Source organism: Hymenobacter sp. 15J16-1T3B, assembly GCF_020711235.1.
Classification (GTDB): Bacteria; Bacteroidota; Bacteroidia; order Cytophagales; family Hymenobacteraceae; genus Solirubrum.
Genome location: NZ_JAJFAV010000001.1, coordinates 575,384 through 601,832 on the forward strand (window position 1 = coordinate 575,384; position 26,449 = coordinate 601,832).

Here is a 26,449-nt window from a genome sequence, read left to right on the forward strand (position 1 = left end):
GCAGCAAAGAAAACGCAGTAAGTCGCGCAAAATAACCCTTTTTAAGCCAACGGACAAAAGCTGCGGGCGTTAGCGGCGCTTCTTGCCCTTGCCGGGCGCCTTGCGCGCGGGCTTGGCCGGCTCGGCAGGGGTGGGGGCTTTTTCGGGCAGCTTCAGCAAGCGGTACAGCAGCAGGCAAATGCTGGCCAGCATGAACAGCTCGTAGTTGCGCAGCACGCTGTTTTGCAGAATGCTCTGGTAGATGCCGATAACGACCAGCACCACCGCTACCGAGAAGAGCACGGTGCGCGCCAAGTCGCGGTCAAACGCCGGAAACTTCATGGGCAAATAAAAAAAGCCGTCCGCCAGCTCGCCGCCCGTGGCGGGCAGCCGGGCCGGCGCACGGCGCCAAAGGCTTAGTTGGTCGGGGCGGCGTTGACGGAAAAGACGCCGGTGGGCTTGCGGATTTTGTAGCGCGAGAAATCTTCGTTGGCTTCCATACCGAAGCCCGTCAGCACCTCCGTCGGCGTTTCGATGCGCACGGCCGTGGTCGTGTCGTTGTAGATGCGCTGCCGCGGCTGGTCGTAGAACAGCTCCTCGGTTTCCAGGCTCTGCTGCTTTTCCTTGTTGTTCACCCGCACGTGGCCGCGCACGGTGTAGCGGTTTTCGGCCCGTACGTACTTGCCGTAGTCGCCGCGCAGGGTGTTGACGAGCGTGCCGTCCTTGGCGTAGAAATTCATGTTCATGCCCTTGGGGTACACCTGGTCGCCGTTTTCGAACAGCTGCTCCAGCTTGGCCGTCAGCCGCACCTGCAGGCGGGCCGAGTCGCTGAAGAGGGTCAGCACGTTGGTGGTTTCCAGCGTCGGGCCGGTGTACTGCACCTTCTTCTTGGGCGCGGTCGACTTGTCCTGGCAACCGCCGAGCAGGGCGGCCGCCACCAGCAGCGCACCAGCTGCCATGCTTCGCGTACGAGTCGACCGGGTGTGCACGGGCGTACTACTCAATGCGGCGCTTGAGGAACCAGCGGTTGTTCAACGACACGCCGACCTGCGCCCGCAGGTAATTCTCCTTGATGTTGGACTGGCGGTTGTCGCCGCTGCCGATGACGGTGGTGTTGCCGCGCTGCCCGTAGGTAAACGAGAGGTTCAGCGTGGTGGCATCCAACGGCGACGACGTGGGGAAGGGGAAGCTAAAGCCCCAGCTCACAGCCCGGTCGTAGAGCGTCTCGCCGCCGGGGCGGTAGGGCAGCTGCGCCATGCTCAGGCCCACCCGGTACGACACGCGCTGGAAGTAGTTGGTCACCGACGTCGGGTCGGGCGTCAGTTCGCCGCCCACGCCCGCCCGCCAGGTATCCGACAGCGCCAGGGTATTGCTCACGCCGAAGTCGCGGAACTTCGACCACTGCTGCTGCGCCACGTCGACGTTCAGGCTCCAGTTTTTGTTGTTGTCGAGGCTGACGCCCGCCTGCCAGCCGCCCGGCAGCACCGTGCTACCCGAGGCCGTGCTCAGCTGCACCGGCGTCACCAGCACCGACGTGCCGTTGATGTCCTGCTCGTCCTGCTGCTGCGTGCGCGTGCCGCTCAGCTTGGTCTTGAAGGCGTACACGCCGCCCACGTTCACGGCCAGCTTCTTCGACGCGTCGAAGCGGTAGTGCACGCCGGGACGGAACGTGAAGTCGTTGTACTGCACGTGGTCGATGACGGCCACTTTCTTCAGCGCTTCGGTAGGCGAGGCATTGTCCGGCGACACCAGCGCCGACGTCGTCCGGTCGATGGAGCCGAACACATACGACGAGGTCAGGCCCACGGTCAGCCCCTTGGTCACCCGCACGCCCTGCGACAGGGCGACTTCCGTCAAGCCCCCCGAGCCGGAATACTCCGTCAGCACCTGGGCCGACTGGCTGCCGGAAGTCAGCCGCGTCACCTGCTGCGACTTGTAGTCGACGGTGGTAACGGGGCGCAGGGCTACGGCCGTGGCCCAGCGCCGCGAAATCGGCACGCTGAAGGCCAGGTAGCCGAGGTTGCCGCTGCCGGTGCGCTGCGAGGCCGTGGCGCTGCGCAGCTGCTTGAGCTGCCCCGTAAACGCGGCTTCGTAGGTTGTGCGGTTGCTGTAGTACACCAGGGCCGGGTTCAGGTCGTTGACCTGCACCGCGTTGGGTGCGGCCAGCCCGACGCCGCCCATGCCTTGCTGACGGATGCCGCCAGTGTTGGGGTTGTATTCGCCCAGGCCCAGGCGGGAGTAGGGCGAGTTGCCCAGTCCTTGCCCGTACGCCGCGGAAGAAGCGGTCAGTAGGCCCAGCAGGGCCAGAGCGGTCAGGTTATTAGCCGACATTAAGCACCAAAATTCGGTGAAGACCGAGCAAAACCAGCTCGGAAACTGCAAAGATGCGGCCTTTGAGCCGCGATTCAAAAAACGCCGCGTCGCCGCCGGTCAGCACCACCGCCAGCGCCGGGTACTCGGCCCGGTAGCTGGCAATCATGCCGTTGACTTCGAGCGCAGCCCCGTTCAGCGCTCCGCTGAGCATGGCTGTCCGGGTATCGTTGCCGCAGAGCGCGAGCTGAACCGCCTCCGCCGCTGCCGGCAGCGGCAGGTCGGGCAGGCGCCCGGTGAAGGCGTGCATGGCCTGTAGGCGCATGCGGAGCCCCGGTGCAATGCTGCCGCCGCGGTACGTGGCGTCTGGCGTCACCAGGTCGCACTTGATGCACGTGCCCGCGTCGATGACCACCACCGGGCGGGCGGGCAGCAGGTATGCCGCACCCACGGCCGCCGCCAAGCGGTCGGCCCCGAGGGTGTGGGGCGTGGCGTAGGCGTTGGTCAGCGGCACCGGTGTGGTACCGGGCTTAAACACGAGCACCTGTGCCAGCTCCTCCCCTGCCAGCGCCGCGGCCCACTCTTCGGCCGGCACGGCCACCGAGGCCAGCAGCACGTGGGTGGCCCGGGTGCGGCGCAGCACCGTCCGCAGCTCTTCCACCGACGCCACGCTGCCGGCTTCGGCCAACGCCGCGCCGTCGAAACAGCCGTACTTGGCCGCTGTGTTGCCGATATCGAGAACCAAGGAAATCATGAGCGGGGAAGAAACGGCGGTCCGGCCCCGCGTTGGAGCCGGACCGCCATTGGTATAGAGCCCGGGCGCTGCCGCGGAGGTTGCGTGCCTACATGAAATATTTCAGACGAATGACCTCCTGCTCGGTGAGGTAACGCCAGTTGCCGCGGGGCAGGTCCTTCTTGGTCAGGCCGGCGTACTGCACGCGGTCCAGTGCCTTCACCTCGTAGCCCAGGTGCTCGAAGATGCGGCGCACGATGCGGTTGCGGCCGATGTGAATTTCCACGCCCACAAACTTGGGGTTGCCGGCTACCACTGCCACGTCATCGACTTCCGCTTTACCGTCTTCCAGCTCCAGGCCGGCGGCAATCTGCGCGAGGTGCTCTTCCTCCAGCGGCTTGTCCAGCTCCACTTGGTACACCTTTTTGTTGCGGTGCGAGGGGTGGCTGAGCTTCTGCGCCACTTCGCCGTCGTTGGTGAAGAGCAGCAGGCCGGTGGTGTTGCGGTCGAGGCGGCCCACCGGGAAGATGCGCTCCTTGGAGGCGTTCTGCACCAGTTCCATTACGGTCTTGCGGCCGTCCGGGTCTTCAGTAGTCGTCAGGAAGTCCTTGGGCTTGTTGAGCAGCACGTACACCTGCTTCTCGCGCTTCAGATTGGTCTTGCCGTAGTGCACCGTGTCGGAGGGCTTCACTTTGTAGCCCAACTCCGTCACCACTTCGCCGTTGACGCGGATTTCACCCGACTCAATCAGCGAATCGGCCTCGCGCCGCGAGCAAATGCCCGCGTTGGCGATGTAGCGGTTCAGACGAATCGAGCCGTCGGTTTCCGGCTCCTCGCGCCGGCGCTTGTTGCCGCGGGTTTTGTCCTCTTCGTAGTAGCGCAGGTTCTTATATGCCGGAGCTTCGCTGGGCTCTTGGCTTTGGCCAAAGCGCGTATCGCGCGAACCTTTTTTCAGGCCGGGTTTGCTGGCGAAAGTGTCGCGGCCCGGCTTGCGTCCGAAAGCCGGCCGTTCGTCGCGCCCAAACCGGTCGGCCCGCTCGCCGCGGTTGTCGCGGGCGGGCCGCTCAAAGCGGTTGCCGCGCTGCTCGTCGTATGCGCGCGGCGTCCGTTCCTCACCCGCACGCTCGGGTCGCGGACCGTCGCCGTCGAAGCGGCGCTTGGCTTTGGTTTCGTCGGCGAAAGAGCTGCGCTGGCCCCGGGCCGGACGATTGTCGCCTTCCGGGCGGTTGAAGCTGCGGGCCGGCCGCTCGTCGCCGTCGAAGCGACGGAATCCATCGCGCGGCGGCCGTTCCGAGGCGTTGCCTTCAAAGCGCCGCGCCGGCCGCTCGCCGCGGTCGTTGCCAAACTTGTCACTGCGCGGGCCGCCGAAGCCGCCGGGGCGGCTGTTGCCGTAGCCGCCGCGCTCTTCCCGGTCGCCGCCGAAGCTGCGCCGCGGGCGCTCCTGGTCGTTGCCGAAGCTGCGACGGGGGCGTTCTTGGTCGTTGCCTTCGAAGCGGCGTCCGTAGCTGGGCCGTTCGCCTCGGTCGTTCCGGTCGCGGTCGAAGCTGCGGCGCGGGGCGTCGCCCTCCGGACGCTCCTCCTTGCGGAAGTCCGGCTTATTCAGGCGGCCGCGCATGAAGTCGGCCGCATCGTCTTTCTCTTCGGGCTTGTCGAACGAACGACGCGGGCGCTCGAAGCGACGGTCGTCGCCGCCGGGGCGGCTGCCGTAGCTAGGGCGGTTGTTGCCGAAGCCGGGTTTGCTACCGCCACCGGTCGGGCGGCCAAATGGGGTGCGCGAGGGAAACTCGCTGCCGCCCTCGCGGCGGCTACCCCCAGCAGGGCGCCGGTCGTCGCCCCCGAAGCGGCCACGGTCGTTGCCGCCGGCGTTGAAGGAAGGTTTACCGCCGCGTTGCGGGGCGGAATCGGGGCGGCCCGGACGGCGGCTGCCGGGGCCAGAAGAATGCTGCTTACCCATGTGGGAGAGGTTCAGACGCACGGCATCGCTGCCGGGCAATGGATGTTGTTGCTGCTACGGCGGACAACGCCGCCGGGATGGTTTTCGTGCACCGCTGCGGGTGCTAAAACAGCGCCCGGATTTGCCCAGCGGCCTCGCTCCTCGCGGAACGAGTACCGACCGCGCAAATCCGGGCGGTTTAAGAATGGCGTAGCCGTGTTAGTCGCGGCGGGCCATTTTGGCTTCGATGGAATGCTGGGTGTGGGGCACGGCCCGCAGACGCTCCTTCGGAATCAGCTTGCCCGTGCCAATGCACACGCCGTAGGTGCCGTTCTTGATGCGAATCAGGGCGTTTTCGAGCTGCTGGATAAACTTCATCTGGCGCGAGGCCAGTTGGTTTAGGCTTTCCTTCTCGGCGGTGTCAGCGCCGTCCTCCAGCACTTTGCTGGGCGAGGCGGTGGTATCGGTACCCGAGTCGTTGCGGCGGCTCAGCGTTTCCTTGATGAAGGATACTTCTTTCCGGGCGGCGGCCAGCTTTTCCTGAATGATGGCTTCAAATTCAGCCAGCTCTTCCCGGGAGTAGCGCAGGTTTTCTTCACTCATGGTGGGGCAGGAAAAAGATGTAATCAGTTGAAGATAAGTGACTTACCAAGTACACTTCAGTGTTGGTATACCGCTAGGCAAGCAAGGAGGCAACAGCGCGGGGCTTTGTTTAGTGCCGCAACGCGCAGGGCTTCAAACGCCTACGTCGATAAACCAGCTACTCAAGCAGCCCGGTTTTCCGGCCGCAAAGCTACGGTTTTGGTGGCACTCTAACCACTAGGGCTTATCTAAGGTTCAGAAACCGAGCATGTGAATGGCCGTCACGGCTGCCTCTACGCCCTTATTGCCGTGCTTACCGCCGGCCCGGTCCCAAGCTTGCGCCTCGTCCTCGGTGGTGAGTACCCCGAAGATAACCGGTTTGTTAAACTTCAAGCCTACGTTCATCAACCCCTGCGCCACGGCGTGGGCAATAAACTCGTCGTGCCGAGTTTCCCCCTTGATAATGACACCCAAGCAGATGACGGCGTCGATTTCTTCGTGCTGGGCCAATAACTGCGCCCCCAGCCCGAGCTCGAAGCTACCCGGCACCGTATTGCGGTAAATGTTGTCGGTCTTGGCGCCGTGCTGCACAAGGGTATCGTAGGCGCCCTGGGCCAAGGTGTCGGTAATAGCGCGGTTCCACTCCGCCACCACTAGCCCAAACCGCTTGTCGCTGATATCGGGGAATTGGTCGGAAGTGTAGCTGCTCAGGTTTTTCAGGGAAGTAGCCATGCCGGTCGTTGAGGTCGATGCTGATTGAGCCGCAAATATCCGCTTATGTCGGCAGATGAGCGGTGCAGGTGGAAATGGCAGGCATTACCCGTAAAACAGTAGCGCCGCTCCCCGGAATCGGGAGGCGGCGCTGCGTAGGCTTTGCCCTTGGCTTACTTACCTGCCATGGCCTTGTCGCGGGCCTGGTAGATCTTGGCTTCGTTGGCTTCGGCCGACAGCGGGTAGTCGTTCACGATTTTGTCGTAAGCAGTACCGGCAGCGGCGTAGTCTTTCTGCATTTCCTTGGCTACAGCCAGCTTCAGCAAGTAACCGGGCGTGAAATACTCGTTGGTTTTGTAGTCGGCGGCTTTCTGGTAGTAGTCGGACGCTTCCTTGTACTTCTTCAGCTCCATGTTGGCGTCGCCGATGAGGGCGTAAGCTCGAGCCTGCAACAGCAGGTCGTCGGAGCTGAAATCTTCCAAGTAGTCGATGGCCTGCTGGTATTTTCCTTCCTTCAGCGAAGCAGCCCCGGCGTAGAAGTTAGCCAAGTTGCCTGCCTTCGTACCGCCGTACTCGCTGGCCACAGCTTCCAGGCCGGGAGCTTGTCCGTCGCCCTTCAGCGCCTTGCGCAGCGAGTCAGCTTCCCAGTAGTTCACCGCCTGGAACATCGTAGCCTGAGCTTTGTCGTCCTGCGACTGGCGCCAGGTGTAGTAGCCGAAGCCCCCCACTACCGCCAACACGAGCGCGGCCAGCAAACCGAACACGATGTTTTTGTTGCGGCGTACGAACAGCTCCGAATCCTCGAGCCGGTTGGCCAAGGCATTGGGGTCTTCTAGCAGGGGATGCTCGTAGGGCGCATTGGGGTCCGGCTGACCCTCCTGGGGCTGCTGGGGCGTCTGATTTTGGCGCGCCTGCGGCGAATTGCGCGTAAAGGGAATCTTCGACATGAGAAAGGAAAAGAGGGGCGGCCGGAACGCGCCGGCCACCCGGCTTAGCGTAAGCGGTGGTTACTCGCGGATGAAGGGGTAGTCCGACTGCACGTACACGTCTTGGTACAGCTCCTCGGCGGGCGGGAAGGGGGACTTCTCGGCAAACTCCACCGACTCGGCTACCACGGCTTTGATGCGGTCATCAATGGCCTGCAGTTCTTCTTCGGTGGCGTACTGGCGCTCCAGGATGACGGCGCGCACATTCTCGATGGTGTCGCGCTGACGGTAGCCTTCTACTTCCTCCTTGGTGCGGTACTTGGCCGGGTCCGACATGGAGTGGCCTTTGTAGCGGTAGGTCTTAAACTCAAGGAAGGTCGGGCCTTCGCCGGCACGGGCGCGCTCCGCAGCACGTGCTACGGCATTGTGTACCTCTTCCACCTGCATGGCGTCCACCGGTTCCGAAGGCATGTCGTAAGCTTCGCCGATGGTGTAGAGGTCCGTCACGTTGGACGTGCGCTGCACCGAGGTACCCATGGCGTAGCCGTTGTTCTCCACCACGAAAATGACCGGCAGTTTCCACAGCATAGCCATGTTGAAAGCTTCGTGCAGAGCGCCTTGGCGCACGGCCCCGTCGCCCATGTAGCAAATGCAGAGGTTTCCGGTTTTGTTGTATTTCTCGGCGAAGGCCAAACCAGCGCCCAGCGGCACCTGACCGCCTACAATGCCGTGGCCACCCACGAAGTTGACAGCTTTGTCGAACATGTGCATGGAACCGCCTTTGCCCTTAGAGCAGCCGGTTTCCTTCGCAAACAGTTCGGCCATCAGGGCGTTGGGCGAGGTACCCAGCGCCAGCGGGTGGGCGTGGTCACGGTAAGCGGTAATCCACTTGTCGTCCTTATGCAAGGCCGATACGGCCCCAGCCACGCAAGCTTCCTGTCCGATGTAGAGGTGGCAGAAGCCTTTGATCTTTTGCTGACCATAGAGCTGGCCGGCCTTTTCCTCGAAGCGGCGCATGAGCATCATGCTCTCGAACCACTTCATGTAGGTCTCCTTGTCGAAGGCCTGGTTGGCTTGCGTGGCTTGCACCGGCGCCTTGCCCTGGGGCGTAGGCTGCTGGCCCGAGTCAGGCTGCTGCACGGTTTCTACCTGCGGCTCCTGGGCCGATTGCTGGGCTTGGGCTTTCGCCTTGCTGGCCGAATTGGATGCCTTCGAGGCAGCCTTTACCTTCGTATCCGCCATTAGTTGCTCTTCTAGTTCGGGTTTTGGAATGCGAAAGTACGTAAAAGCATGGCAACTCCGAAACCTCGCTTAGCATGACGCTGGACTCGCTGCACCTACTTTTTTTCAAGAATTACGACGAAGCCAACCTCACGCTTTCGCCTCACATCAACTGTTTTATCGGTGAGAACGGTAGCGGCAAGACCAACTTGCTTGATGCCATCCATTACCTGTCGATGACCAAGAGTGCCTTCGCGGCCTCGGATGCTCAATGCTTGAAACAGGGGGGCGATTTTTTCCTCGTCAAAGGCCGCTTCAGCCTTCCCTCCTCTCTTACTCCCGATACCATTCAGTGCAGCTTGCGGGCCGGCCAGAAGAAGCTGGTCACGCACAACAAGCAGCCCTACGAGCGTATCTCCGACCACATCGGCCGTTACCCGGTCGTCCTTATCTCCCCCTACGATACCGACCTTATACGACAGGGAAGCGAAGAACGCCGGAAGTATTTTGACAGTCTTATATCCCAACTCGACCATTCTTACCTAGAGCTGCTTATTCAGTATAGCTTCGCCCTCAAGCAGCGCAATGCGCTACTCAAGCAGTTTGCCGAACGCCATACTTTCGACCGGGACTACTTGCAGGTATTGGACGAGCAGCTGGTGGTAGCCGGTACTCAGTTAGTAGTCATTCGGCAAAGTTTCCTGGAAGAGTTCGTACCGGTTTTCCAGCGTCATTACTTGGAGCTGGCTGATGGCCGCGAGGCTGTCACATTGGACTATAAGAGCCAGCTACCCGGTGAAGACTTTGCGCAGCTTTTGCGCCAGCAAGAGCGAAAAGATATAGCGTTGCAACGCACTTCGGTAGGTCCTCATAAAGACGACTACGTTTTCTTGATGGATGGTTCGCCGGTCAAAGGCTTCGGCTCGCAAGGGCAGCAGAAATCATATGCCATTGCGCTCAAGTTGGCCCAGTTCGAAATTATGGCCTCCAAGAAGCAGCATAAGCCTTTGCTCCTACTCGACGACATCTTCGACCGTCTGGATGAGCGACGCATTAAACGCCTGCTGCAGCTGGTAGCGAACCACACCTTTGGCCAAGTATTTCTTACCGATACGCACCTCGACCGCACTGACCAGGCCCTGGCTGGCTTATCAGAACAGGTAGCGCGTTTTCGAGTGGAAAACGGTAGAGTACATCCCCTATAGGGGCTCCAGCCCGTACCTTTGTTGCACGCAGCTGCCTGTAACTCTGCGCGATATTATAGCTCTTTTGCCTTGAAATCCCGCGCTAAAAACGAGTTTTCCCGCCAAGCCGAAGTAGTGCCGTTGAAGGATGGCATCCAGGCTTTGCTCAAAGCCTACCGCTTGCAAGGGAAAATGAACGAGGTATATGTGGTTTCTTCCTGGGAGCGAATCATGGGCCGGGCGGTAGCCCTAAAGACCCAAGAAGTCTACTTCCGCAATGGTAAGCTTTTTGTTCGCCTGACCTCCGCCCCACTTAAGCACGAGTTGGTCATGGCTAAAACTCGCGTGGCGGAAATTATCAACGCGGAAGTTGGAGAAGCCTTGGTGCAGGAAGTAGTGTTCCTATAACGCCTCGCAACCCCTGCTCATATCCGGCGAGCCTCTTTCCTATGGGAAGGGGCTCTTTCTTTTGATACCACTATCAACCGGGTACCAAGCGGGGCAATTGGCTAAGGACATAGCAACTCTTTCAGCTCTCTAGCTACTGTCTGATTCGCTAAGCTAGTAGTGCCAATAGGCGTTGTTCAATCCGTGTGATGGATTAACCTTTTAAGCATTTTGGATAAGGTTAAGTTGACCTGCCTTGGCATTTCCCTCTGCCTTATCTGCTCAAGAACTCCCTCTATTCCTGCCTTCCATAACTGCTGTTGTCAGCGACAATTGTGTCAACTCTTCTGCTCCTGTCTAGGTATAAAACTGTACGCTTGGAAGACACAATGTTCCACGTGAAACATTGGTGTTTACTTCGGCCCGTACACTTTTAACAGGAGCTCATTATAGGCCTCAAGTAGGGCAATGTATTTGGCCTGCAGAGCCATCAAAGCCTTCACAGGATCCTGATCAACAGACTGTAATGCATTTTCCTTTACAGAGGCGGAACGTGTTACGTTGTTAACCGAAGACGTTACAGATACAGGTGTAAAAGGCAAATGAGACTGTACAGGTGTATCAAAATCTTGTGTAAAATCGTGCTGTATCACCTCACCAACACGCTTGACAAAATTGTAGTCAAGAGTTGTCTCTTTGAATTTACGATAAATAGTAGGTCGTGTAATACCGAGCTCCTGCACAATGCGACTAATGGAAATACCACTGTTTTTGATGGCTTCCTGCAGAATTTCGCCTTGATGGGTCATGAAAAGGGCTGTAACGGAGCTAGAGTGTAAAGATGACAAATTTGTTAGATGTTGCAAAGAGACAATACAAAATCATATACAATACAAACTGTAACATCAACACTAATATGTAATGCGTAACAATGTTACATAACGTAATTTACAGTTACACGTTGATAACTATGTTACAAATACGTGTAATACATATAGTGTAACAGCTTCACACAGCGCTATTTTTTAGCTCTTTGCGCCGTCAACAGGGAGCTAAGGTGACCAGTATGTAAAAAGCGCCTGCTTTTGGCAGGCGCTTTAGCATGGGTACGACAAGTACGAGAACGGAATTGCGTTACGGTCGCAGCAGCTGTCTTATTCTATCTGGGTAATCAGTGGTGATACCATGTATCCCCATGGCGGCAACACGTTCAATGGCTGCCACGTCGTTGACAGTCCAAGTAATAATGGGGAGCTGGTGCGTGGCGCAAACATGCAGAAACGATTCATCGAGCAGTTGGTAGTCGGGGCCCAGAAAGTCGGGCTGGAATCCGAGTAGTTGTAGGTGGTTAGAAACAGGCAAATTGTCCTCGATAAGCAGGCATACAGGGTAAGGCAAAGCGCCACGGGCGCCCTGCACCACACGATGGTCAAACGACATTAGCAGGACCCGAAGGGACGCGGAAAGTTGACGCTGCGCCTGCGCAATAGCCTGCCCGACCCGTTCGACGAACTGGTGGGGCGTAGGCTGATAAAGCCCGTCGGCATCGGGGGCACTCTTCAGCTCAATGGAAAAAACCGGCAACGGACGGCCCAGCACTGCACACCGCGCCGCAACACTGCCGAATACCTCTGCCAGAGTGGGTTTATATGCCGCACACGGTTGCTGCTCCGGGAAGTTTGGGTGGCGCAAGCGGCCACAGTCGCAGCTGCGTATGACGGCGTAGGGTTGCTGAAAGAGATTGAAAGCACGGCCTTCTGCAGGCGTAAGAAGGGCGCCGTCGGGCCCCGTGCAGATGGCAGCGTTCAGCCACGGTTCATGAGAAACGACGACTTCGTTGTCGGCGGAGATGACAACGTCCAGCTCCAGCCCATCAACGCCCCAATCAAGAGCGTGCAGGAAAGCAGGGAGGGTATTTTCGGGGCGCAGGCCGCGGCAGCCGCGGTGACCGAAGACCAAAGGGAGGTTGGGAAAATCAGAGGCTGCTAGCATGGTCACGCATACGCAGGCCGCGTCGACGCAGACATTGGACGGCCAGCTAGCAAGACTAGGGCAAAGCGGTATTTTTGGCGACGCTTTGCTTCGAACTCATTCTTTTTTGACTCTTACATGAAACGTTTACTCCTGCTTCTGGCGCTAGCGGTGCTGCTAATCGGAGGCTATTTGTATTACCGCGAGGTGACGACCGGTCCAAAATTCGCCTTAGGCCAAGCCGTGAAAGCCCTGCACGACCACGACGTGAGCAGCTTCGAAAAGTACGTGGACGTGGAGAGCGTGACGGGCAGTCTGGTCGACCAAGTAGCCGACCAGGGCAAAGCATTGGGCTTCGTGCTGCCAGGCGGCGGCATGGTGGCCAAGGGTGTATTGGGACTGGCCAAGCCGCAGCTGGCCAAAGCTGCCCGTAAGGAGATGCAGCGCTTCGTTGAAACGGGCTCCTTAGAAGCCGCAGTTGCCAGCCAGCCGCAACGTCTGGTGAAGGTGTCGATGGCCGGATTGGCGAGCAAGGTCATCAGCCCAGAGAGCAGCTTCAAGGGCGTGAAATACGTGAACGAGCAGGGCGAGCAGGCGCTGGTCGGGCTGGAATTCACGCAGCCGAAATTCGACACGACGATGGTGCTGGAGGTGAAGATGCGCGACCGAGGCGACTACTGGCAGGTCACGGAAATCACCAACCTCGGCCAGACGCTGGGCCACGTGGCGCGGCTGGAAAAGCAGAAGCTGATGGGCGGCAAGAAGTAAGCGCCCGGCCTGCTTCCGGCGGGTGGTTTCCCACCCAAATTCCAATAAACAAAAGAGGCCCGCTGCGTAGTGCAGCGGGCCTCTTTGCTTGGGCAGGCACAGTCGACTTAGGACTTGCCGCGACCAGATATGAGGTAGTATAGAATCAGACCCAACACCGGCAGGAAGTAGATGATGGCAATCCAGAGAATCTTCTTGCCTAGCGACCAGGGCTGACGCAGCGCGTCGATCATGGCAATTACGTCGAGGATCAGCACGAGGGCGCCCCAGATCGTGTAGGAGCCATAATCGTCGCGGCGGCTGCAGCTGGTGAGCGTGAGCGAAGCAAAGAAGGCCATCAGCGCGGCGAGGGGCCGGAAGGGCGCGCGAAGAGTGGTAAGGCGGTTCATGGGTGCTTGGTTTGGAAGTAAGGAGAAGGGGTTTGTGCGTCTTCTTACGCAAGCATGGCCCAATGGATATACCTTCGAGCTTTTTCTATAGTTAATTGCCTGATTTACAGATACTTTTCACTGATTTGCCGCCAAAAAATGAGCGCCGATTCCGGAATGGCCACGAGCGTGAACAGAATACCGTAGATGGCGCCGTAGAGGTGGGCATCGTGGTTGACGTTGTCGCCCATGCGCCGGCCCTGGTAGTAGGAGTACAGCAGGTACAGTATGCCGAAGATGAAGCTCGGAATGTCGATGGGCAGGAACATCACGCGGATGCTGCCGAGGGGATTGAATAAAATGGCGGCAAACATCACCGAGGCCACCCCGCCCGAGGCACCCAGGCTGCGGTAGTCGTAGTCAGCGCGGTGCTTGAAGTACGAGGGAATGTCGGAGGCGATGATGCCGGTGAGGTAGAGCAGCAGAAACAGGCCAGCGCCGAGCACCTCGCCGAAGTAGCTGCCAAAAATGAGCTCAACCACCTGAGCGAAAGAGTAAAAAGCAACCATGTTGAAGAACAGGTGGCTGACGTCGGCGTGCAAGAAGCCGGAGGACACGAAGCGGTACCACTGCCGCCGCTTCCGCACGAGGTAGGGCGACATGATCCACCGCTCGTACAGTTCGGGGTGCGACCAGGCGTAAACGGAAATGATGACGGTGACGATGATCAGCAGCAGCGACACGGCAATGGGTTCGGACATAGATCGAACGGAGAAGTGGAAGAAATCAGTTTTCGCGCTCCATCAGTTGCAGGGCCAGACCGCGGAGCAGGGCTTTGCGGTCGGCGGGAGCCTGCACGGCGTCGAGGTGGGCCAGCGCGTCCTGGAAGTAGTAGTTGATAAGAGCCTCGGTGCGGGGGCGGATGCTTAGCTCGTCGTAAACGGCCGTTACGGCCGCCACCTTGGCCTCGGCGGTTTCGGGTGCGTTCTGACCCATCCACTGGCGCAGCGTGGCTTCCTGGGCCTCGTTTGCGCTTTCCAGGGCCGTCAGCAGTAGGTAAGTCTTCTTGTCGGAGACGATGTCGCCGCCCACGCGCTTGCCGAAGGTGGCCGCGTCGCCGTAGACGTCGAGCAAATCGTCGCGCAGCTGAAACGCCAGACCGATGTCGACGCCGAAGCGGCGCAGGTGGTCGGCGTCGGCCGCGCTGGCGCCGCCGAGTCGGGCGCCTAACTCCAGCGCAAAGCCCAGGAGCACGGCCGTCTTCAGGCGGATCATGTCGAGGTACTGCGCAATGCTGACCTGGGCGCGGGTCTCAAAGTTCATGTCGAGCTGCTGGCCTTCGCAGACTTCGGCGGCCGTCTGGCTGAAGCGCTGCAGCACCTCGCGCAGTAGGGAGGGCTCGATATCGAAGAGCAACTCGTAGGCGCGCACCAGCATCACGTCGCCGGAGAGAATGGCCACGTTGGGGTTCCACTTGACGTGCACCGTGGGCTGCCCGCGGCGCAGCGGGGCCTGATCCATGATGTCGTCGTGCAGCAGGGTGAAGTTGTGGAAGACCTCGACGGCCAGAGCAGGCTTTAGGGCCTGCTGCTCCCAATGGTCGGAGTAGAGGTGGGCGCCAAGCAGGGTAAGCAGCGGGCGGATGCGCTTGCCCCCCATGCTCATGCTGTAGCGAATGGGCTCGTAGAGTTCGGGGGGCTCGGTGCCGTATTGTTCGGCAGCCAGGGCCCGGGTGATGGGCGTCAGGAAACGGGAAAGGTCCACGGATTAGAGGCGGCGTATGGTGGCTTGCAAGGTACGGAGGGACGACGGCACGTGGCCGGGTGGCGCGCTTCACAGGACCTGTTGGTGCACTGTCGGAGCTGGGCTCTGCGGGGACGCGCCCGTGCCTGGCGGAAGTCCGGATCCGCTCTGCAGTCGGACTGGCGCTCAATGAAACTTGGATGGAAAGCGGCGACGTTGAGAAGCGAATTTATCCCACTCTTTTTTCTACCGACCAGCCAACCTTTTTGGCTGAAAATGACCCTTCGCATGAGACCGAAGCAGTAAATAGCCCGTGCTTCTGAGCTACCTTTCCTTCCAACCCCTTCCTCCAATGAACCACCGTCTTTTTGTTTGTGCCGCCCTGTTTTCCCTGCTTGGGCTTGGCGCCTGCGAGAAAGCCTGCGACACCAAAAACCTGCCGCAATACTCCCTGACCGCCGGGCAACAGGCCTGGGTAGCCGCTGCGCAACCCGGCACCGTCTGGCGGTTTAGCAACGCGGCCGGCCTGGAGCGGGCGTACCGGGTGCAAGCCCGCGAGACGAACATGCAGGGCGCCGGCGGCGGCAAGTCAAGCTTCTGCCCTTCGTGGTACCAACAAGAGCAGGTCGTCACGCTGGCCCGCACCGATTCGGCCGATATGGCCCCGTACGACATCTATCTGAAGGCGGCCAATCCAACTGTGCAAAACTCTCCCTATGGCTTCGTCGGCGGCATGCGCTGGGGCTCAACGAGCTTCAGCCTCGAAATCCTCGAAGAATACGACAACCAGCCGGGGCTGCCGGCGCGCACCGTCAATGGGCACACTTACGCGAACGTGCTGGAGCTGTCGGGCAACCTCACCTTGCCGAACGCCGGCCGCCGCGTTGTGCGCCTCTTTCTGGCCAAGGACGACGGGGTAATCGAATTCGAAGAGCAGGGCGGAACGGTCTGGAGCCGGATTTAGCCTGTCCCATACGACAACGGCCCCGCCAGCGCAGTGCTGGCGGGGCCGTTTGCTTTTGCCGAAAGCGGCTTAGCCGTGGAAGCGGCTGCGGCCTTTCTTGCCACCGCCTTTGCCCGCCTTGGGCGGACGGCTGCCGGCCGGTTTGTCGCCGCGGCCTTCCGAACGTCCGCCACCACCCGAGCGGCCCCGACCACCGCTTCGCTCGTCGCGGGCGGCGTAGCCATCGGACTTCGAGCGGCCAGCGCGGCGCTGGTTGCTACCGGTGCCGGAGGTTACCAGGTCCAGGTCGATGGTGCGGTCGAGCAGGTTGGCGGCTTTGATGATGACCTGCACATTGTCGCCGAACTTGATGATACGGCCGGTGCGCTGGCCCACCATGCGCATGCGCTCCTTGTCGTACTCGAAGTAATCCTCGTCGATGTCGGAGAGACGGACCATGCCTTCGCTCTTGGTTTCGCCCATTTCCACGTACATGCCGCGCTCGTTGAAGCCCGACACCACGCCGGTGAACTGCTCACCCACGTGCTCGGCCATGAACTCGACCTGCTTGTACTTAATGCTAGCGCGCTCGGCCTGGGCGGCCCGCTTCTCGCGCTCCGAGGAGTGCTTGCAGTCGGCTTCCAGCTCCACCGCGTCGGCGCTCTTGGCCCCGTGCAGGTAGTCTTCGAGCAGGCGGTGGGCCATCATGTCGGGGTAGCGACGGATGGGCGAAGTGAAGTGCGAGTAGTGGTCGAAGGCCAGGCCGAAGTGGCCCAGTGGCTCGGTGGTGTAGATGGCCTTGGACATGGCCCGCACCGCCAGCGCCTGAATCACCGACTGCTCGGGCTTGCCCTCCACGGCGGCCGTCAGGTTGTTCAGCTCCTTGCTCACGTTGGCGTTTTCGCCGAACTGCAGCGAGTGGCCGAACTGCCGGGCAAACTGCGCAAAGTTCTCCAGGCGGTCGGGGTCGGGCGCGTCGTGGGTGCGGTACACCATCGTGAGGCGCGGCTTGCGGGGCTTCAGGCGGAACACAAACTCGGCCACCTTCCGGTTGGCCAGCAGCATGAATTCCTCGATGAGCTTGTGCGCGTCCTTGCGCTCCTTGATGAACACGCCCACCGGCTTGCCGTCGGCGTCGAGCTTGAACTTCACCTCCGGCGCTTCGAAGCTGATGGCCCCTTTGCGGAACCGCTCGGCCTGCAGCTTCTTGGCAATCGAGTTGAGCAGGTTGATGTCGGCGGCGTAGTCGCCCTCGCCCGATACGATGCGCTCCTGGGCCTCCTCGTAGGTGAAGCGGCGGTCGGAGTGGATGACGGTGCGGCCGTACCAGGAGTTGTAGAGCTTGCCCTTCTCGTCGAGCTCAAACACGGCCGAGAAGGTCAGCTTGTCTTCGTTGGGGCGCAGCGAGCAAAGCCCGTTTGACAGCCGCTCGGGCAGCATCGGGATGGTGCGGTCGACCAGGTACACCGAGGTGGCGCGGTGCTTGGCTTCCTTCTCCAGGCGGGTGCCGGGCTGCACGTAGTGCGTCACGTCGGCGATGTGCACACCGATTTCCCAGTGGCCGTTTTCCAGCTGCCGAATCGAGAGGGCATCGTCGAAGTCCTTCGCGTCGACGGGGTCGATGGTGAAGGTGGTGATGGGGCGGAAGTCGCGGCGCTTGGCAATTTCCTCCTTGCTGATGCTGGCCGGAATAGCGTTGGCCTCGGCTTCCACTTCCTCCGGGAATTCGAAAGGCAGGCCGTACTCGGCCATGATGGCGTTAATCTCCGCCTCGTGGCCACCGGCCTGCCCGAAGCTGCGCACCACCTCGCCCACAGGCTGGCGGCCGGCCTCGGTGGGCCACTCCGTCACGCGCACGAGCACCTTGTCGCCGTTCTCCGCGCCGTTGAGCGCGTGGCCGGGCACGAACACGTCGAAGTAGAGCTTCTTGTAATCGGGGTGCACGAAGCCGAAGCCGCCCTGCACCTGCAGGCGCCCTACGACTTCCTCCTTCACCCGCTCCACGATTTCCACCACGTCGCCGGTGGGCTTGCCGTCACGGTTCTGGCCGAGGCGCACGCGCACCGTGTCGCCGTCCATGGCGAAGGCCAGGCGGTCGGTGTAGACGCGCAGGTCCTCGGGCAGCTCCTCGCTCACGATGAAGGCAAACTTGGGCGTGGCCAGGTCTACAGTGCCGGTGATGGTGGGGCCTGCTTGGTAGCTGGCCTCGCGTCGCTCCCGGTAGCCCGGGCGGTGGCTGCGGTCGGTGGTGCCGGGCATGTCGAAGCCGGCCGAGCGGCGGCGGTGCACGATGGGGCCTTCTTCCAGGCCCTCGCCCGGCGACTCCATCGGCCGCTGGCGGCGGGGCTGATAGCCTCCTTCGGGGGCAGCTTCCAGGCTGCCTTTGCCGCGGCGCGGGGCGAGCTCAGCGGTGGGCTGGCTTGGGTCAGCGGGTTGGTCCTGATCGGGACGCTCAGTCGAGCTGCGGCCCGGAATTTCCACGAGGCGGTAGTCGTCGTTCTGAAGCAGGGCAATGTGCCCACTTTTCTTGAGGGCCTTGAGCGTGTCGAACAGTTGGTCGCGTTGGTCTTTATCGACCACGCCGAGGCGGCGCGCGAGTTGGCGGTAGTTGAACACCTTGCCGGGGTTGTCGGCGAAAATGCGGAAGACCTGGGTCTTGTTGATGACGGCCGGCTGAGCGGCTTGGTCGCGGCGGCGGGCCGGGTCGCGCTGAGGGCGCGGGGCGTCCGAGTCGTTATTTCTCTTCATGGTGAAAAGGGTCGCCGCCGGGCTGCTTTGGGTATCTCTGACGGGCGGCGAGTTTGCGGAAAAAAGGCAGGCAAATCAGCGCACCGAAATGGGCGGGCCTGCGGGGTGAATATGCGCGTCGGGCCGATTTTGTTGCGTCCGGCGCGGGCTGGTCGACCTACGTTGCGCGGGCTGACCGGGTTAAGTTGTGCGAAAGAAACAGAACTTCTGAATATTTCTCTTTTTCCTAGGGGTATAGGACTGGGTAACACGTACGGCCGCAATAGAGTTGCGCAGACAAGGCTTTTAGGCCCTGTAGGCCTATTTGCATGCACGAGGTTGGTCCCGGGGTAAAGTGGCCGTGGGTGGTTCAGAAAGGCTGTAGTTACCTCGTTAAGCTGATAGAACTAGGTAGGAATATGCCCTCGTGTAAACCAATAAAGACCCACATAAGCGGTAATGCTAGCAGTAAGGAACCACACGGCGGAAAGACACCACACTGTCATTCGGCCGACAATCAGCTTGGTTTGCTTTAGTATGGTGACCTGCGACTGTAGGGAGCAAGGTAATGGCCATTTATTGCCAAAAACTATCAGCCTTTTTGACTACCGGAAGCAACGTCATAAAGATGATAAGGCTGGATGGCCAAGTGATGTAAGCACATATCACCCGCCGGTTAGGCTCTCCTCGATTGAATTGAATCGTAGAGAATTTCCTGCTTAAGCCAACTGCCGCCGGGCTACCGCAGCCCGAATATCCTCTGGCGAGTCTTTGGGAATGGCGGCCAACAGACGCTTGGTGTATTCGTGCTGGGGGTTGGCGTAGATGTCGGCGGCGTTGCCTTGCTCCACGATTTGTCCGGCGTTCATCACCAGCAGCCGGTCCGACATAAAGCGGGCCACCGACAGGTCGTGGGTGATGAAGAGGTAGGTAATGCCGAAGTCGCGCTTAAGGTCGTTGAGCAAGTTCAGTACCTGGGCCTGCACCGAGACATCCAGCGCCGAGACGGATTCGTCGCAGATGATGCACTTGGGTTGCAAGGCCAGCGCCCGGGCAATGCAGATGCGCTGCCGCTGGCCGCCGCTGAACTCGTGCGGGTAGCGCAAGTAATGTTCCTCCTTCAGCCCCACCGTGCGCAGCAGCTCCAGCACCCGCGCCTTTTGTTGGGCCTTGGTGCCGCCGACGTTGTGCACGCGCATCGGCTCCAAGATGGCTTCGCCCACGGTGAGCATGGGGTTCAACGCCGCGTAGGGGTCCTGGAAGACCATTTGAAAGTCGCGGCGACGACGGCGCAGTTCCCCGGTTGAGAGCTTGGCCCAATCATCCCCTTCGAACAGAATGCTGCCGCTGGTGGGTTCTACCAACCGGAGGAGCGTCCGGCCGAGTGTGGTCTTGCCGCAGCCCGACTCACCCACCAGCCCCACTGTTTCGCCGCGGCGCACGTCGAAGCTTACGCCGTCGACGGCGCGCACTACTTCGGTAGCCCGTCCAAAGAAGCCCTTGCGCACAGGGTAGTGCACGCGCAGATCCTGCACGCGCAGCAGCACTTCCCCGGCCGGAGCGGCAGTAGCACTTGAGTCCTCCGCTCCTATCTCACTGAACGACGGCGCTGAAGTATCGGCCGGAACGAAGTTCACGGGTGCTGACGAAGCAGCTGGTGGCAGCTGTCCGGTTTCCAATAGTGGCGCATTTTCGAAGCCTTCAAAGGTATTGTCGAGCCGTGGAACAGCTGAATGTTCCACGGGAAACAATTTGCCAATGTCCTCGCTGTTCTGAGGGGACTCGACCGTTTGCGCAGCCACTTCGTTTGCAGGACTTTGCAGGACGGCAGCTTCTGTAACCGAGAAGCTACCCGAAGCGTCTTCCTGCATGAAATCGGCTACCGTCGGAAGTTTTTTTCGGCCCAGCGAAAGTTTTGGGCGGCAAGCCAGCAGCCCCTTGGTATAGGGGTGCTGGGGGTTGGTGAAGATGTCGAGCACCTTTCCCTGCTCCACCACCTTGCCGCGGTACATCACCAGGATGCGGTCAGCAATTTCCGCCACCACGCCCAGGTCGTGGGTAATAAAGAGCACGGCCGTGTTGCGCTGCCGGCGCAGGTCGTCGATGAGTTGCAGGATGCGGGCCTGCACTGTCACGTCGAGGGCGGTGGTGGGCTCGTCGGCAATGAGGACGGCGGGCTGGCAGGCCATAGCCATGGCAATCATCACCCGCTGCTTTTGCCCGCCGCTGATTTCGTGGGGGTAGCTCTTGAAGATTTTCTCCGGCCGGGGCAGCTGCGCTTCGGTGAACAACTCAATGGTGCGGGCCTCGGCTTCCTGCTTGCTAAGCGTGGTGTGCAGCCGTAGAGCTTCCACGACTTGCGCCCCGCAGGTGTGCACGGGGTTCAAAGAGGTCATGGGCTCCTGGAAGATGAACGATATTTCGTTGCCGCGCACCCGCTGCAGCTCGGTTTCGGAGAGACGCAGCAAATCAACTTCCCTGCCCAGCGCTTCGGACTGAAAGCGTGCTTCTCCCCCACTCAGCCGGCCGGGCGGCATAGCAATCAGCCCGAGCATGGCCAGCGAGGTCACCGACTTGCCCGAACCCGACTCGCCCACGATGGCCACCGTCTCGCCGGCGCGCAGCTGAAACGACACACCTTCCACGGCCCGCGTCAGGCCGTACTGCGAGGCAAAGTCGATGGTCAGGTCGCGGACGTCGAGAAGCACGGAATTGGCGGTTTGCACGGGTTTCGCAGGCGAAGGTGAGGTTGGCTTCGGGTAAATGAAGTTGAGGCGCTTAAAAGCCCTAAAAAGCGCTTAAACGCAGGCTTCGAGCTGATGCAGCTGCTCCTGCAGATACGCAAAGGTACGCGGGGCGCGGGTAGGCAGCTCGGCTAGGCCGGTACCTAGGCCGTCCTCGGGAAGCACTACGTGGCCGCCGGCCCGCAAATGGTCAAAAACTGGCGCTGAATCCTCGGCAATCATCTGGCAGTTCTGCTCGCAGGTGTCGTCGGTCCAGAAGTCGTCGGACGCGGTGCGGGCGGGCTTGCGCTTGGTCCTCACTCCTACCGCGTTCAGCTCGCCGCGCATGGCCTTGGCTTGCCCGCCGTAACCGCGCCGCCGCTCGTTGTCCCCGAAGACGTAGAGCGTGTTAGGGTTAGCTTTTAAGTCTTCGGGAGTGATGAATTTCTGTTTGCGGAGCATATCAGCGGTGATAAAGAGGCGCTCTAGCTGGCTTGCAATAATTGGCTGGTACCGTCGATACTTCAGGAGGTAGCAGTACCCGCGCCGCCTTCTGAAACACGTTTTTGCGATTCTAAGCCAAACCAGACGGCTAAATGGACTTCCGAATGGCTGTAATGTTTTCATCTGGAAGACCTACTACGCCGATTAAGCCATCAAACTCGATAAAGCTTCCAATTCTAACGTCTATACTGCTCATGAGCAGCCTCTATGCGGTCTTACAAGAACGGCAGTAATTAGCTTAAAACAGAACGGCCCGCACCAAGTGATGCAGGCCGTTGAAAATGAGTATTTAAGGAGCTTCTACACTGCTTCGGCAGCGTCTTGCCGGGGCGTAGTGGGCTCGTGCGGTTCGCGGGCCAGGTGCTGCACGTCCTCGTGGTGCTTAAAGAACTTGCCCTGGTTCAGCAGGATGAAGACCACGCCCAGAAAAATGGCTGAATCGGCGATGTTGAAGATGGGCCAGAGCGAGAGGTGCATGTTGCCCACCAGCGGCCAGGAAGCGGGCAGAAAGCCCTCGTACAGGTCCAGGTAGAGCATGTCGATAACCTGCCCGTGCAGCCAGGGCGTGGGCGCGCCGAAGGGGGCGTTGTTGTAGACGATGCCGTAGAAAATCGAGTCCACCAGGTTGCCGATGGCCCCGCCGAGAATGGCGGCAATGCACCAGATCAGGCCCCGCGGCGCGCCGGATTTCCACAGCTTGTAGATGTAGTAGCCGATGCCCGTCACGGCCAGCAGGCGGAACAGCGTAAGGATGACTTTGCCATAGGGCGGCGGCAGTTCTACGCCGAAAGCCATGCCGGGATTCAGCGTGTAGTGGAGCTTAAACCAGTCGCCAATCAGCGGGATTTCGCCCGGCATGCCCGGCTGCATGTAGGTGTGCACGGCCCACTTCGAGAGTTGGTCGATGGCAATTACGAGCAGGGCAAACAGGTAGTACTTCCAGTATTTCATGAATTCGCTGATTTGGCGGCCGGGATGAAATTGCACAGTGCAAAGCACAACGCTCACCCCAATCTTATGCTGCCCCGGCACAAAACTCGGCGGGGATTTATGCTGATGGATTTGGCCTGGGCGGGCCGGAAACGGGTATTTTGGACTGTTTCAGACTAAACGGCCGGCATTTTGTGCGCCGGTGTGCCGGGCGGCGAATGTACGTCGCCGCCCGGCACCTGTAGCTCAGCTTTTTACAACTTCCAGCAGCGCCGGCACTTTGTACTCGTCGAATTCGAGCACGGAACCGTCGGCGAAACCGCTCACCAGATCCAGCGACACGGCCTGCACCTCGGTGCGGATGTAGTCGCCGAAATTCTCGACGGCCTGCACCAGTTCGGGCTGGTCGGCGCCCAAGGTGACGCGGATTTTGTCCTGCACCTCCAGGCCCGAATCCTTGCGCAGGTTCTGCAGGCGGTTCACCAGCTCGCGGGCCACGCCCTCATGGCGCAGCTCGTCGGTCAGGGTCACGTCGAGGGCCACGGTGAGCGGGCCGTCGGTGGCCACCAGCCAGCCAGGCAGGTCCTCGGTGCGGATTTCCACATCTTCCAGGCCCAAGACAACCGGCTCACCTTCAATCGTTAACTGCAAACGGTTGGTTCTCGAAATCTGGTCGATTTCTTCAGTCGTCATTTGCTGAATCCGAGCCGCTACAACCTTCAAACGCGGGCCGAATTGTTGACCTAGGCGCTTGAAGTTCGGTTTCACAGACTTAACCATGACGTTGGTATCAGCGTCGTAGGAAATTTCTTTCACGTTCACTTCGGCGCAGATCAGCTCCTTGACACGCTCAACTCGTTCAGCAGTGGAATCACCAGCTTCTGAATACAACGCGTCGTGGTGCAGAACCGGAATGACGATTTTCTGCAACGGCTGACGCACTTTGATTCCGGACTTTTTCCGCAACGAGTGAGTCAGTGAGCTGATACGCTGGGCCAAATCCATGCTTTCCTCCAATGCCTTATCGATGAGGCTTTCCTCGGCCTGCACCAGCTCCGTGAGGTGGACGGATTCGTAGCGCAGGGGCGTGGCTTTTTCGGTGGCCTCGGCGCGCATGCCGTCGGTCATGTTCTTGTACAGCCACTCGCCGAAGAAGGGCGCGATGGGCGACATCAGCTGCGAAACCACCACTAGGCACTGCTGCAGGGTTTCGAAGGCGGCTTTCTTGTCGGCCGTCAGCTCGCCCTTGCGGAAGCGGCCGCGCGAGAGGCGCACGTACCAGTTGGAGAGCTGGTCGGTGACAAAATCCTGGATGGCGCGGGCGGCTTTCGTGGGGTCGTAGTTGTCGAAATGGCCGCGCACTTCGAGGATGAGCGACTGCAGCTTCGACAGAATCCAGCGGTCCAGCTCGGTCAGCTCGGCCACGGGCACGCGGTTGAATTCGCGGGCCTGGAACTCGTCAAGGTTGGCGTAGAGGGCGTAGAACGAGTAGGTGTTGAACAGCGTGCCGAAAAAGCGGCGCTGCACCTCCGTGATGCCCGCGAGGTCAAACTTGAGGTTGTCCCAGGGCTGGGCGTTGGCAATCATGTACCAGCGCGTGGCGTCAGGGCCGTACTGGTCGATGGTTTTGAACGGGTCGATGGCGTTGCCGAGGCGCTTCGACATCTTGTTGCCGTTCTTATCGAGCACCAGGCCGTTGGCAATGACGTTTTTGAACGCCACCGAGTCCTCCAGCATCACGCCCAGCGCGTGCAGTGTGAAGAACCAGCCGCGCGTCTGGTCGACGCCCTCCGCGATGAAATCCGCCGGGAAATTCCGCTGGAATTTCTCGTGATTCTCGAAGGGATAGTGCCACTGCGCGTAGGGCATGGCGCCGCTGTCGAACCACACGTCGATGAGGTCCGTTTCGCGGTACATGGGCTGCCCGCTGGGCGAAACGAGGAAAATATCGTCCACGTAGGGCCGGTGCAGGTCGGTCATTTCCCCGGTTTTGATGGGGTTGTGCGTCATTACCTCGGCGGCCACGGCCTTGTCGATTTCGGCGCTCAGCTCGGCGATGGAGCCGATGCACAGCTCCTCCGAGCCGTCCTGGGTGCGCCAGATGGGCAGCGGGGTGCCCCAGTAGCGCGAGCGGCTCAGGTTCCAGTCGACCAGGTTTTCCAGCCAGTTGCCGAAGCGGCCGGTGCCGGTGCTGTCGGGCTTCCAGTTGATGGTTTTGTTCAGCTCGATGAGGCGGTCCTTCACGGCCGTGGTCTTGATAAACCACGAGTCGAGCGGGTAGTAGAGCACCGGCTTATCCGTCCGCCAGCAGTGCGGGTAGGTATGCTCGTACTTCTCCACCTTGAAGGCCCGGCCGCGCTCCTTCAGCCGCACGCTGATGTCCACGTCGAGGGTGCGGTAGTCGGCGGCGGATTCGTCGTGGCCGTCGTAGTTTTTCACCCAGCGGCCACCGAATTCGCCCATCTGCGCCACGTAGCGCCCGGTGCGGTCCACGATGGGCCCGAGCTTGCCCTGGTCATCAGCGACCAGCAGGGCGGGCACGTCGTTCTGCTGAGCTACCCGGAAGTCATCCGCACCGAAGGTCGGCGAGATGTGCACGATGCCGGTGCCGTCCTCCGTCGTCACGAAGTCCCCCACGATGACGCGGAAGGCACGCTCCTCCCCTTCGAAGGCCGGGAAACCGGCCTGCTGGTTGAAGAGACGTTCGTACTTGATGCCCGCCAGCTCGGCACCGCTGAACTCGCCCAGTTGCTGCCAGGCCAGCACTTTGTCGCCGGCTTTGTAATCTGCCAGGGCAACCTGCGCGCCTTTTTCAGTGAAATAGCGGCTCACCAGGTCCTTGGCCAGCACTACCACCTGGGGCTCGTAGGTGTAGGGGTTGAAGGTGCGCACCACGGCGTAGCGGATGTTCTTGCCCACGGCCAGCGCGGTGTTGGCCGGCAGCGTCCAGGGCGTGGTCGTCCAGGCCATGATGAACACCGGCAGGCCGTCGGCCAAAGCAAACAGCTTGTCCGACTGCTCGTCGCGCTTCACCTCGAACTCGGCCACGATGGTCGTGTCCTTCACATCCTTGTAGGTGCCGGGCTGGTTCAGCTCGTGCGAGGACAAGCCGGTGCCGGCGGCCGGGGAATATGGCTGGATGGTGTAGCCCTTGTAGAGCAGGCCCTTGTCGTAGAGCTTCTTGAGCAGGGCCCAGCAGCTTTCGATGTACTCGGGCTCGAAGGTGATGTACGGGTCGCTCAAATCGACCCAGTAGCCCATCTTCTCGGTCAGCTCGTCCCACTGGTGCTTGAAGCGCATCACCGTCTCGCGGCAGCGCTGGTTGTACTCCTCGACGCTGATTTTCTTGCCGATGTCCTCCTTGGTGATACCCAACTCCTTTTCCACCTGCAGCTCGATGGGCAGGCCGTGGGTGTCCCAGCCGCCTTTGCGGTTGACCTGCTTGCCGTTGAGCGTCTGGTAGCGGCAGAAGATATCCTTCACCGTCCGGGCCATCACGTGGTGGATGCCGGGGGCGCCGTTGGCCGAGGGCGGGCCTTCGTAGAACACGAAGGTGTCGCGGCCCTCGCGGGTCGACACGCTCTTCTCGAAGATGTGGTTTTGCTGCCACCAGCTCAGGATGTCGGAGCCGACTTTGGCGTAGTCGAAGGGCTGTTTGTATTCGGGGTATTTCATCGGGATTGGGGCCTCAGCTCCTAGCTTTTCTCCGGTTGAGAAAGGGAAAATCGGCGCGCACGAGCGGCCTGGATCGGGCTAGGAAAGTCGGTTATCGAGTGCAAACAAAGATGCGGGCAAAAAGGCTCACG

The 26,449-nt window shown here is 60.6% G+C and carries 23 protein-coding genes; 4 read left to right on the forward strand and 19 right to left on the reverse strand.

Features of this window, described 5'->3' with window-relative positions; genetic code table 11:
• Window positions 1-69: 69 nt before the first annotated feature.
• The 9 genes from LJ737_RS02440 to pdhA all read right to left on the reverse strand — a co-directional run bounded on the left by LJ737_RS02440 (window position 70) and on the right by pdhA (window position 8,218).
• Window positions 70-321, reverse strand: coding sequence for a hypothetical protein (locus LJ737_RS02440; RefSeq protein WP_227762682.1), 252 nt, complete (start codon window positions 319-321; stop codon window positions 70-72).
• A gap of 74 nt (window positions 322-395) precedes the next feature.
• Window positions 396-938 (reverse strand): LPS export ABC transporter periplasmic protein LptC, encoded by a 543-nt coding sequence (lptC, locus tag LJ737_RS02445; protein WP_227762683.1) that lies wholly within the window; start codon window positions 936-938, stop codon window positions 396-398.
• 37 nt (window positions 939-975) lie between these two features.
• Window positions 976-2,310: a BamG family beta-barrel-assembly machinery protein gene (gene bamG, locus LJ737_RS02450; RefSeq protein WP_227762685.1), complete on the reverse strand. Its 1,335-nt coding sequence runs from the start codon at window positions 2,308-2,310 to the stop codon at window positions 976-978.
• A complete protein-coding gene (locus LJ737_RS02455) occupies window positions 2,300-3,043 on the reverse strand; it encodes a type III pantothenate kinase (protein ID WP_227762686.1) in 744 nt (247 codons plus the stop codon). Before LJ737_RS02455 ends, bamG begins: the two co-directional genes overlap by 11 nt.
• A gap of 88 nt (window positions 3,044-3,131) precedes the next feature.
• Window positions 3,132-4,976, reverse strand: a complete 1,845-nt coding sequence (locus LJ737_RS02460; protein ID WP_227762688.1) for a pseudouridine synthase — start codon at window positions 4,974-4,976, stop codon at window positions 3,132-3,134.
• A 198-nt stretch (window positions 4,977-5,174) separates the two neighbouring features.
• The gene (locus LJ737_RS02465) at window positions 5,175-5,558 is read right to left on the reverse strand and encodes a TraR/DksA family transcriptional regulator (RefSeq protein WP_227762690.1); all 384 of its coding nucleotides are present in this window, start codon (window positions 5,556-5,558) and stop codon (window positions 5,175-5,177) included.
• A gap of 234 nt (window positions 5,559-5,792) precedes the next feature.
• Window positions 5,793-6,269 carry a 6,7-dimethyl-8-ribityllumazine synthase gene (gene ribH / locus LJ737_RS02470; RefSeq protein WP_227762691.1) on the reverse strand — a complete coding sequence of 159 codons (477 nt, stop codon included), beginning with the start codon at window positions 6,267-6,269 and terminating at the stop codon, window positions 5,793-5,795.
• A 152-nt stretch (window positions 6,270-6,421) separates the two neighbouring features.
• On the reverse strand, window positions 6,422-7,195 hold the full coding sequence (locus LJ737_RS02475; protein ID WP_227762692.1) for a tetratricopeptide repeat protein: 774 nt from the start codon (window positions 7,193-7,195) through the stop codon (window positions 6,422-6,424).
• A gap of 60 nt (window positions 7,196-7,255) precedes the next feature.
• Window positions 7,256-8,218 (reverse strand): pyruvate dehydrogenase (acetyl-transferring) E1 component subunit alpha, encoded by a 963-nt coding sequence (gene pdhA, locus LJ737_RS02480; protein WP_227762951.1) that lies wholly within the window; start codon window positions 8,216-8,218, stop codon window positions 7,256-7,258.
• A gap of 272 nt (window positions 8,219-8,490) precedes the next feature.
• Between pdhA and recF the strand changes: the two genes are divergently transcribed.
• Window positions 8,491-9,600: a DNA replication/repair protein RecF gene (gene recF, locus LJ737_RS02485; RefSeq protein WP_227762693.1), complete on the forward strand. Its 1,110-nt coding sequence runs from the start codon at window positions 8,491-8,493 to the stop codon at window positions 9,598-9,600.
• Window positions 9,601-9,669: 69 nt separating this feature from the next.
• Window positions 9,670-9,987 (forward strand): DciA family protein, encoded by a 318-nt coding sequence (locus LJ737_RS02490; protein ID WP_227762694.1) that lies wholly within the window; start codon window positions 9,670-9,672, stop codon window positions 9,985-9,987.
• A 392-nt stretch (window positions 9,988-10,379) separates the two neighbouring features.
• Here the strand turns inward: LJ737_RS02490 and LJ737_RS02495 are convergent, their stop codons facing one another.
• Together LJ737_RS02495 and LJ737_RS02500 are read right to left on the reverse strand one after the other, a co-directional pair.
• Window positions 10,380-10,775, reverse strand: a complete 396-nt coding sequence (locus LJ737_RS02495; RefSeq protein ID WP_227762695.1) for a helix-turn-helix domain-containing protein — start codon at window positions 10,773-10,775, stop codon at window positions 10,380-10,382.
• A 325-nt stretch (window positions 10,776-11,100) separates the two neighbouring features.
• Window positions 11,101-11,958 carry a glycerophosphodiester phosphodiesterase family protein gene (locus LJ737_RS02500; protein ID WP_227762696.1) on the reverse strand — a complete coding sequence of 286 codons (858 nt, stop codon included), beginning with the start codon at window positions 11,956-11,958 and terminating at the stop codon, window positions 11,101-11,103.
• A gap of 117 nt (window positions 11,959-12,075) precedes the next feature.
• Here LJ737_RS02500 and LJ737_RS02505 point away from each other — a divergent pair, with 117 nt between their 5' ends.
• On the forward strand, window positions 12,076-12,705 hold the full coding sequence (locus LJ737_RS02505) for a DUF2939 domain-containing protein (protein WP_227762697.1): 630 nt from the start codon (window positions 12,076-12,078) through the stop codon (window positions 12,703-12,705).
• A 107-nt stretch (window positions 12,706-12,812) separates the two neighbouring features.
• Here the strand turns inward: LJ737_RS02505 and LJ737_RS02510 are convergent, their stop codons facing one another.
• The 3 genes from LJ737_RS02510 to LJ737_RS02520 all read right to left on the reverse strand — a co-directional run bounded on the left by LJ737_RS02510 (window position 12,813) and on the right by LJ737_RS02520 (window position 14,837).
• Entirely contained in the window at window positions 12,813-13,094 is a 282-nt protein-coding gene (locus tag LJ737_RS02510) for a PLD nuclease N-terminal domain-containing protein (protein WP_227762698.1), read from the reverse strand.
• A 104-nt stretch (window positions 13,095-13,198) separates the two neighbouring features.
• On the reverse strand, window positions 13,199-13,834 hold the full coding sequence (locus LJ737_RS02515) for a rhomboid family intramembrane serine protease (protein WP_227762700.1): 636 nt from the start codon (window positions 13,832-13,834) through the stop codon (window positions 13,199-13,201).
• Window positions 13,835-13,859: 25 nt separating this feature from the next.
• Entirely contained in the window at window positions 13,860-14,837 is a 978-nt protein-coding gene (locus LJ737_RS02520) for a polyprenyl synthetase family protein (RefSeq protein ID WP_227762702.1), read from the reverse strand.
• A gap of 331 nt (window positions 14,838-15,168) precedes the next feature.
• On the opposite strand from LJ737_RS02520, the gene LJ737_RS02525 reads away from it, so the two are divergent.
• Window positions 15,169-15,780, forward strand: a complete 612-nt coding sequence (locus tag LJ737_RS02525) for a hypothetical protein (RefSeq protein ID WP_227762704.1) — start codon at window positions 15,169-15,171, stop codon at window positions 15,778-15,780.
• Between the two features lie 69 nt (window positions 15,781-15,849).
• Here LJ737_RS02525 and rnr read toward each other — a convergent pair whose 3' ends face one another.
• The 5 genes from rnr to ileS all read right to left on the reverse strand — a co-directional run bounded on the left by rnr (window position 15,850) and on the right by ileS (window position 26,318).
• Window positions 15,850-18,507, reverse strand: coding sequence for a ribonuclease R (rnr, locus tag LJ737_RS02530; protein ID WP_227762708.1), 2,658 nt, complete (start codon window positions 18,505-18,507; stop codon window positions 15,850-15,852).
• A gap of 698 nt (window positions 18,508-19,205) precedes the next feature.
• The gene (locus tag LJ737_RS02535; protein ID WP_317206632.1) at window positions 19,206-21,194 is read right to left on the reverse strand and encodes an ABC transporter ATP-binding protein; all 1,989 of its coding nucleotides are present in this window, start codon (window positions 21,192-21,194) and stop codon (window positions 19,206-19,208) included.
• Between the two features lie 90 nt (window positions 21,195-21,284).
• Window positions 21,285-21,671, reverse strand: coding sequence for a DUF7831 domain-containing protein (locus LJ737_RS02540; RefSeq protein WP_227762711.1), 387 nt, complete (start codon window positions 21,669-21,671; stop codon window positions 21,285-21,287).
• A 342-nt stretch (window positions 21,672-22,013) separates the two neighbouring features.
• Window positions 22,014-22,664, reverse strand: coding sequence for a lipoprotein signal peptidase (locus tag LJ737_RS02545; protein WP_227762713.1), 651 nt, complete (start codon window positions 22,662-22,664; stop codon window positions 22,014-22,016).
• Between the two features lie 225 nt (window positions 22,665-22,889).
• A complete protein-coding gene (gene ileS / locus LJ737_RS02550; protein WP_227762716.1) occupies window positions 22,890-26,318 on the reverse strand; it encodes an isoleucine--tRNA ligase in 3,429 nt (1,142 codons plus the stop codon).
• Window positions 26,319-26,449: the final 131 nt, after the last annotated feature.

Bases quoted from the DNA above. Each gene is read 5' to 3' on its own strand.
- LJ737_RS02440 (WP_227762682.1), bottom strand. From the start codon at position 321: ATGAAGTTTCCGGCGTTTGACCGCGACTTGGCGCGCACCGTGCTCTTC.
- lptC (WP_227762683.1), bottom strand. From the start codon at position 938: ATGGCAGCTGGTGCGCTGCTGGTGGCGGCCGCCCTGCTCGGCGGTTGC.
- bamG (WP_227762685.1), bottom strand. From the start codon at position 2,310: ATGTCGGCTAATAACCTGACCGCTCTGGCCCTGCTGGGCCTACTGACC.
- LJ737_RS02455 (WP_227762686.1), bottom strand. From the start codon at position 3,043: ATGATTTCCTTGGTTCTCGATATCGGCAACACAGCGGCCAAGTACGGC.
- LJ737_RS02460 (WP_227762688.1), bottom strand. From the start codon at position 4,976: ATGGGTAAGCAGCATTCTTCTGGCCCCGGCAGCCGCCGTCCGGGCCGC.
- LJ737_RS02465 (WP_227762690.1), bottom strand. From the start codon at position 5,558: ATGAGTGAAGAAAACCTGCGCTACTCCCGGGAAGAGCTGGCTGAATTT.
- ribH (WP_227762691.1), bottom strand. From the start codon at position 6,269: ATGGCTACTTCCCTGAAAAACCTGAGCAGCTACACTTCCGACCAATTC.
- LJ737_RS02475 (WP_227762692.1), bottom strand. From the start codon at position 7,195: ATGTCGAAGATTCCCTTTACGCGCAATTCGCCGCAGGCGCGCCAAAAT.
- pdhA (WP_227762951.1), bottom strand. From the start codon at position 8,218: ATGAAGTGGTTCGAGAGCATGATGCTCATGCGCCGCTTCGAGGAAAAG.
- recF (WP_227762693.1), top strand. From the start codon at position 8,491: ATGACGCTGGACTCGCTGCACCTACTTTTTTTCAAGAATTACGACGAA.
- LJ737_RS02495 (WP_227762695.1), bottom strand. From the start codon at position 10,775: ATGACCCATCAAGGCGAAATTCTGCAGGAAGCCATCAAAAACAGTGGT.
- LJ737_RS02500 (WP_227762696.1), bottom strand. From the start codon at position 11,958: ATGCTAGCAGCCTCTGATTTTCCCAACCTCCCTTTGGTCTTCGGTCAC.
- LJ737_RS02505 (WP_227762697.1), top strand. From the start codon at position 12,076: ATGAAACGTTTACTCCTGCTTCTGGCGCTAGCGGTGCTGCTAATCGGA.
- LJ737_RS02510 (WP_227762698.1), bottom strand. From the start codon at position 13,094: ATGAACCGCCTTACCACTCTTCGCGCGCCCTTCCGGCCCCTCGCCGCG.
- LJ737_RS02515 (WP_227762700.1), bottom strand. From the start codon at position 13,834: ATGTCCGAACCCATTGCCGTGTCGCTGCTGCTGATCATCGTCACCGTC.
- LJ737_RS02525 (WP_227762704.1), top strand. From the start codon at position 15,169: ATGAACCACCGTCTTTTTGTTTGTGCCGCCCTGTTTTCCCTGCTTGGG.
- rnr (WP_227762708.1), bottom strand. From the start codon at position 18,507: ATGAAGAGAAATAACGACTCGGACGCCCCGCGCCCTCAGCGCGACCCG.
- LJ737_RS02540 (WP_227762711.1), bottom strand. From the start codon at position 21,671: ATGCTCCGCAAACAGAAATTCATCACTCCCGAAGACTTAAAAGCTAAC.
- LJ737_RS02545 (WP_227762713.1), bottom strand. From the start codon at position 22,664: ATGAAATACTGGAAGTACTACCTGTTTGCCCTGCTCGTAATTGCCATC.
- ileS (WP_227762716.1), bottom strand. From the start codon at position 26,318: ATGAAATACCCCGAATACAAACAGCCCTTCGACTACGCCAAAGTCGGC.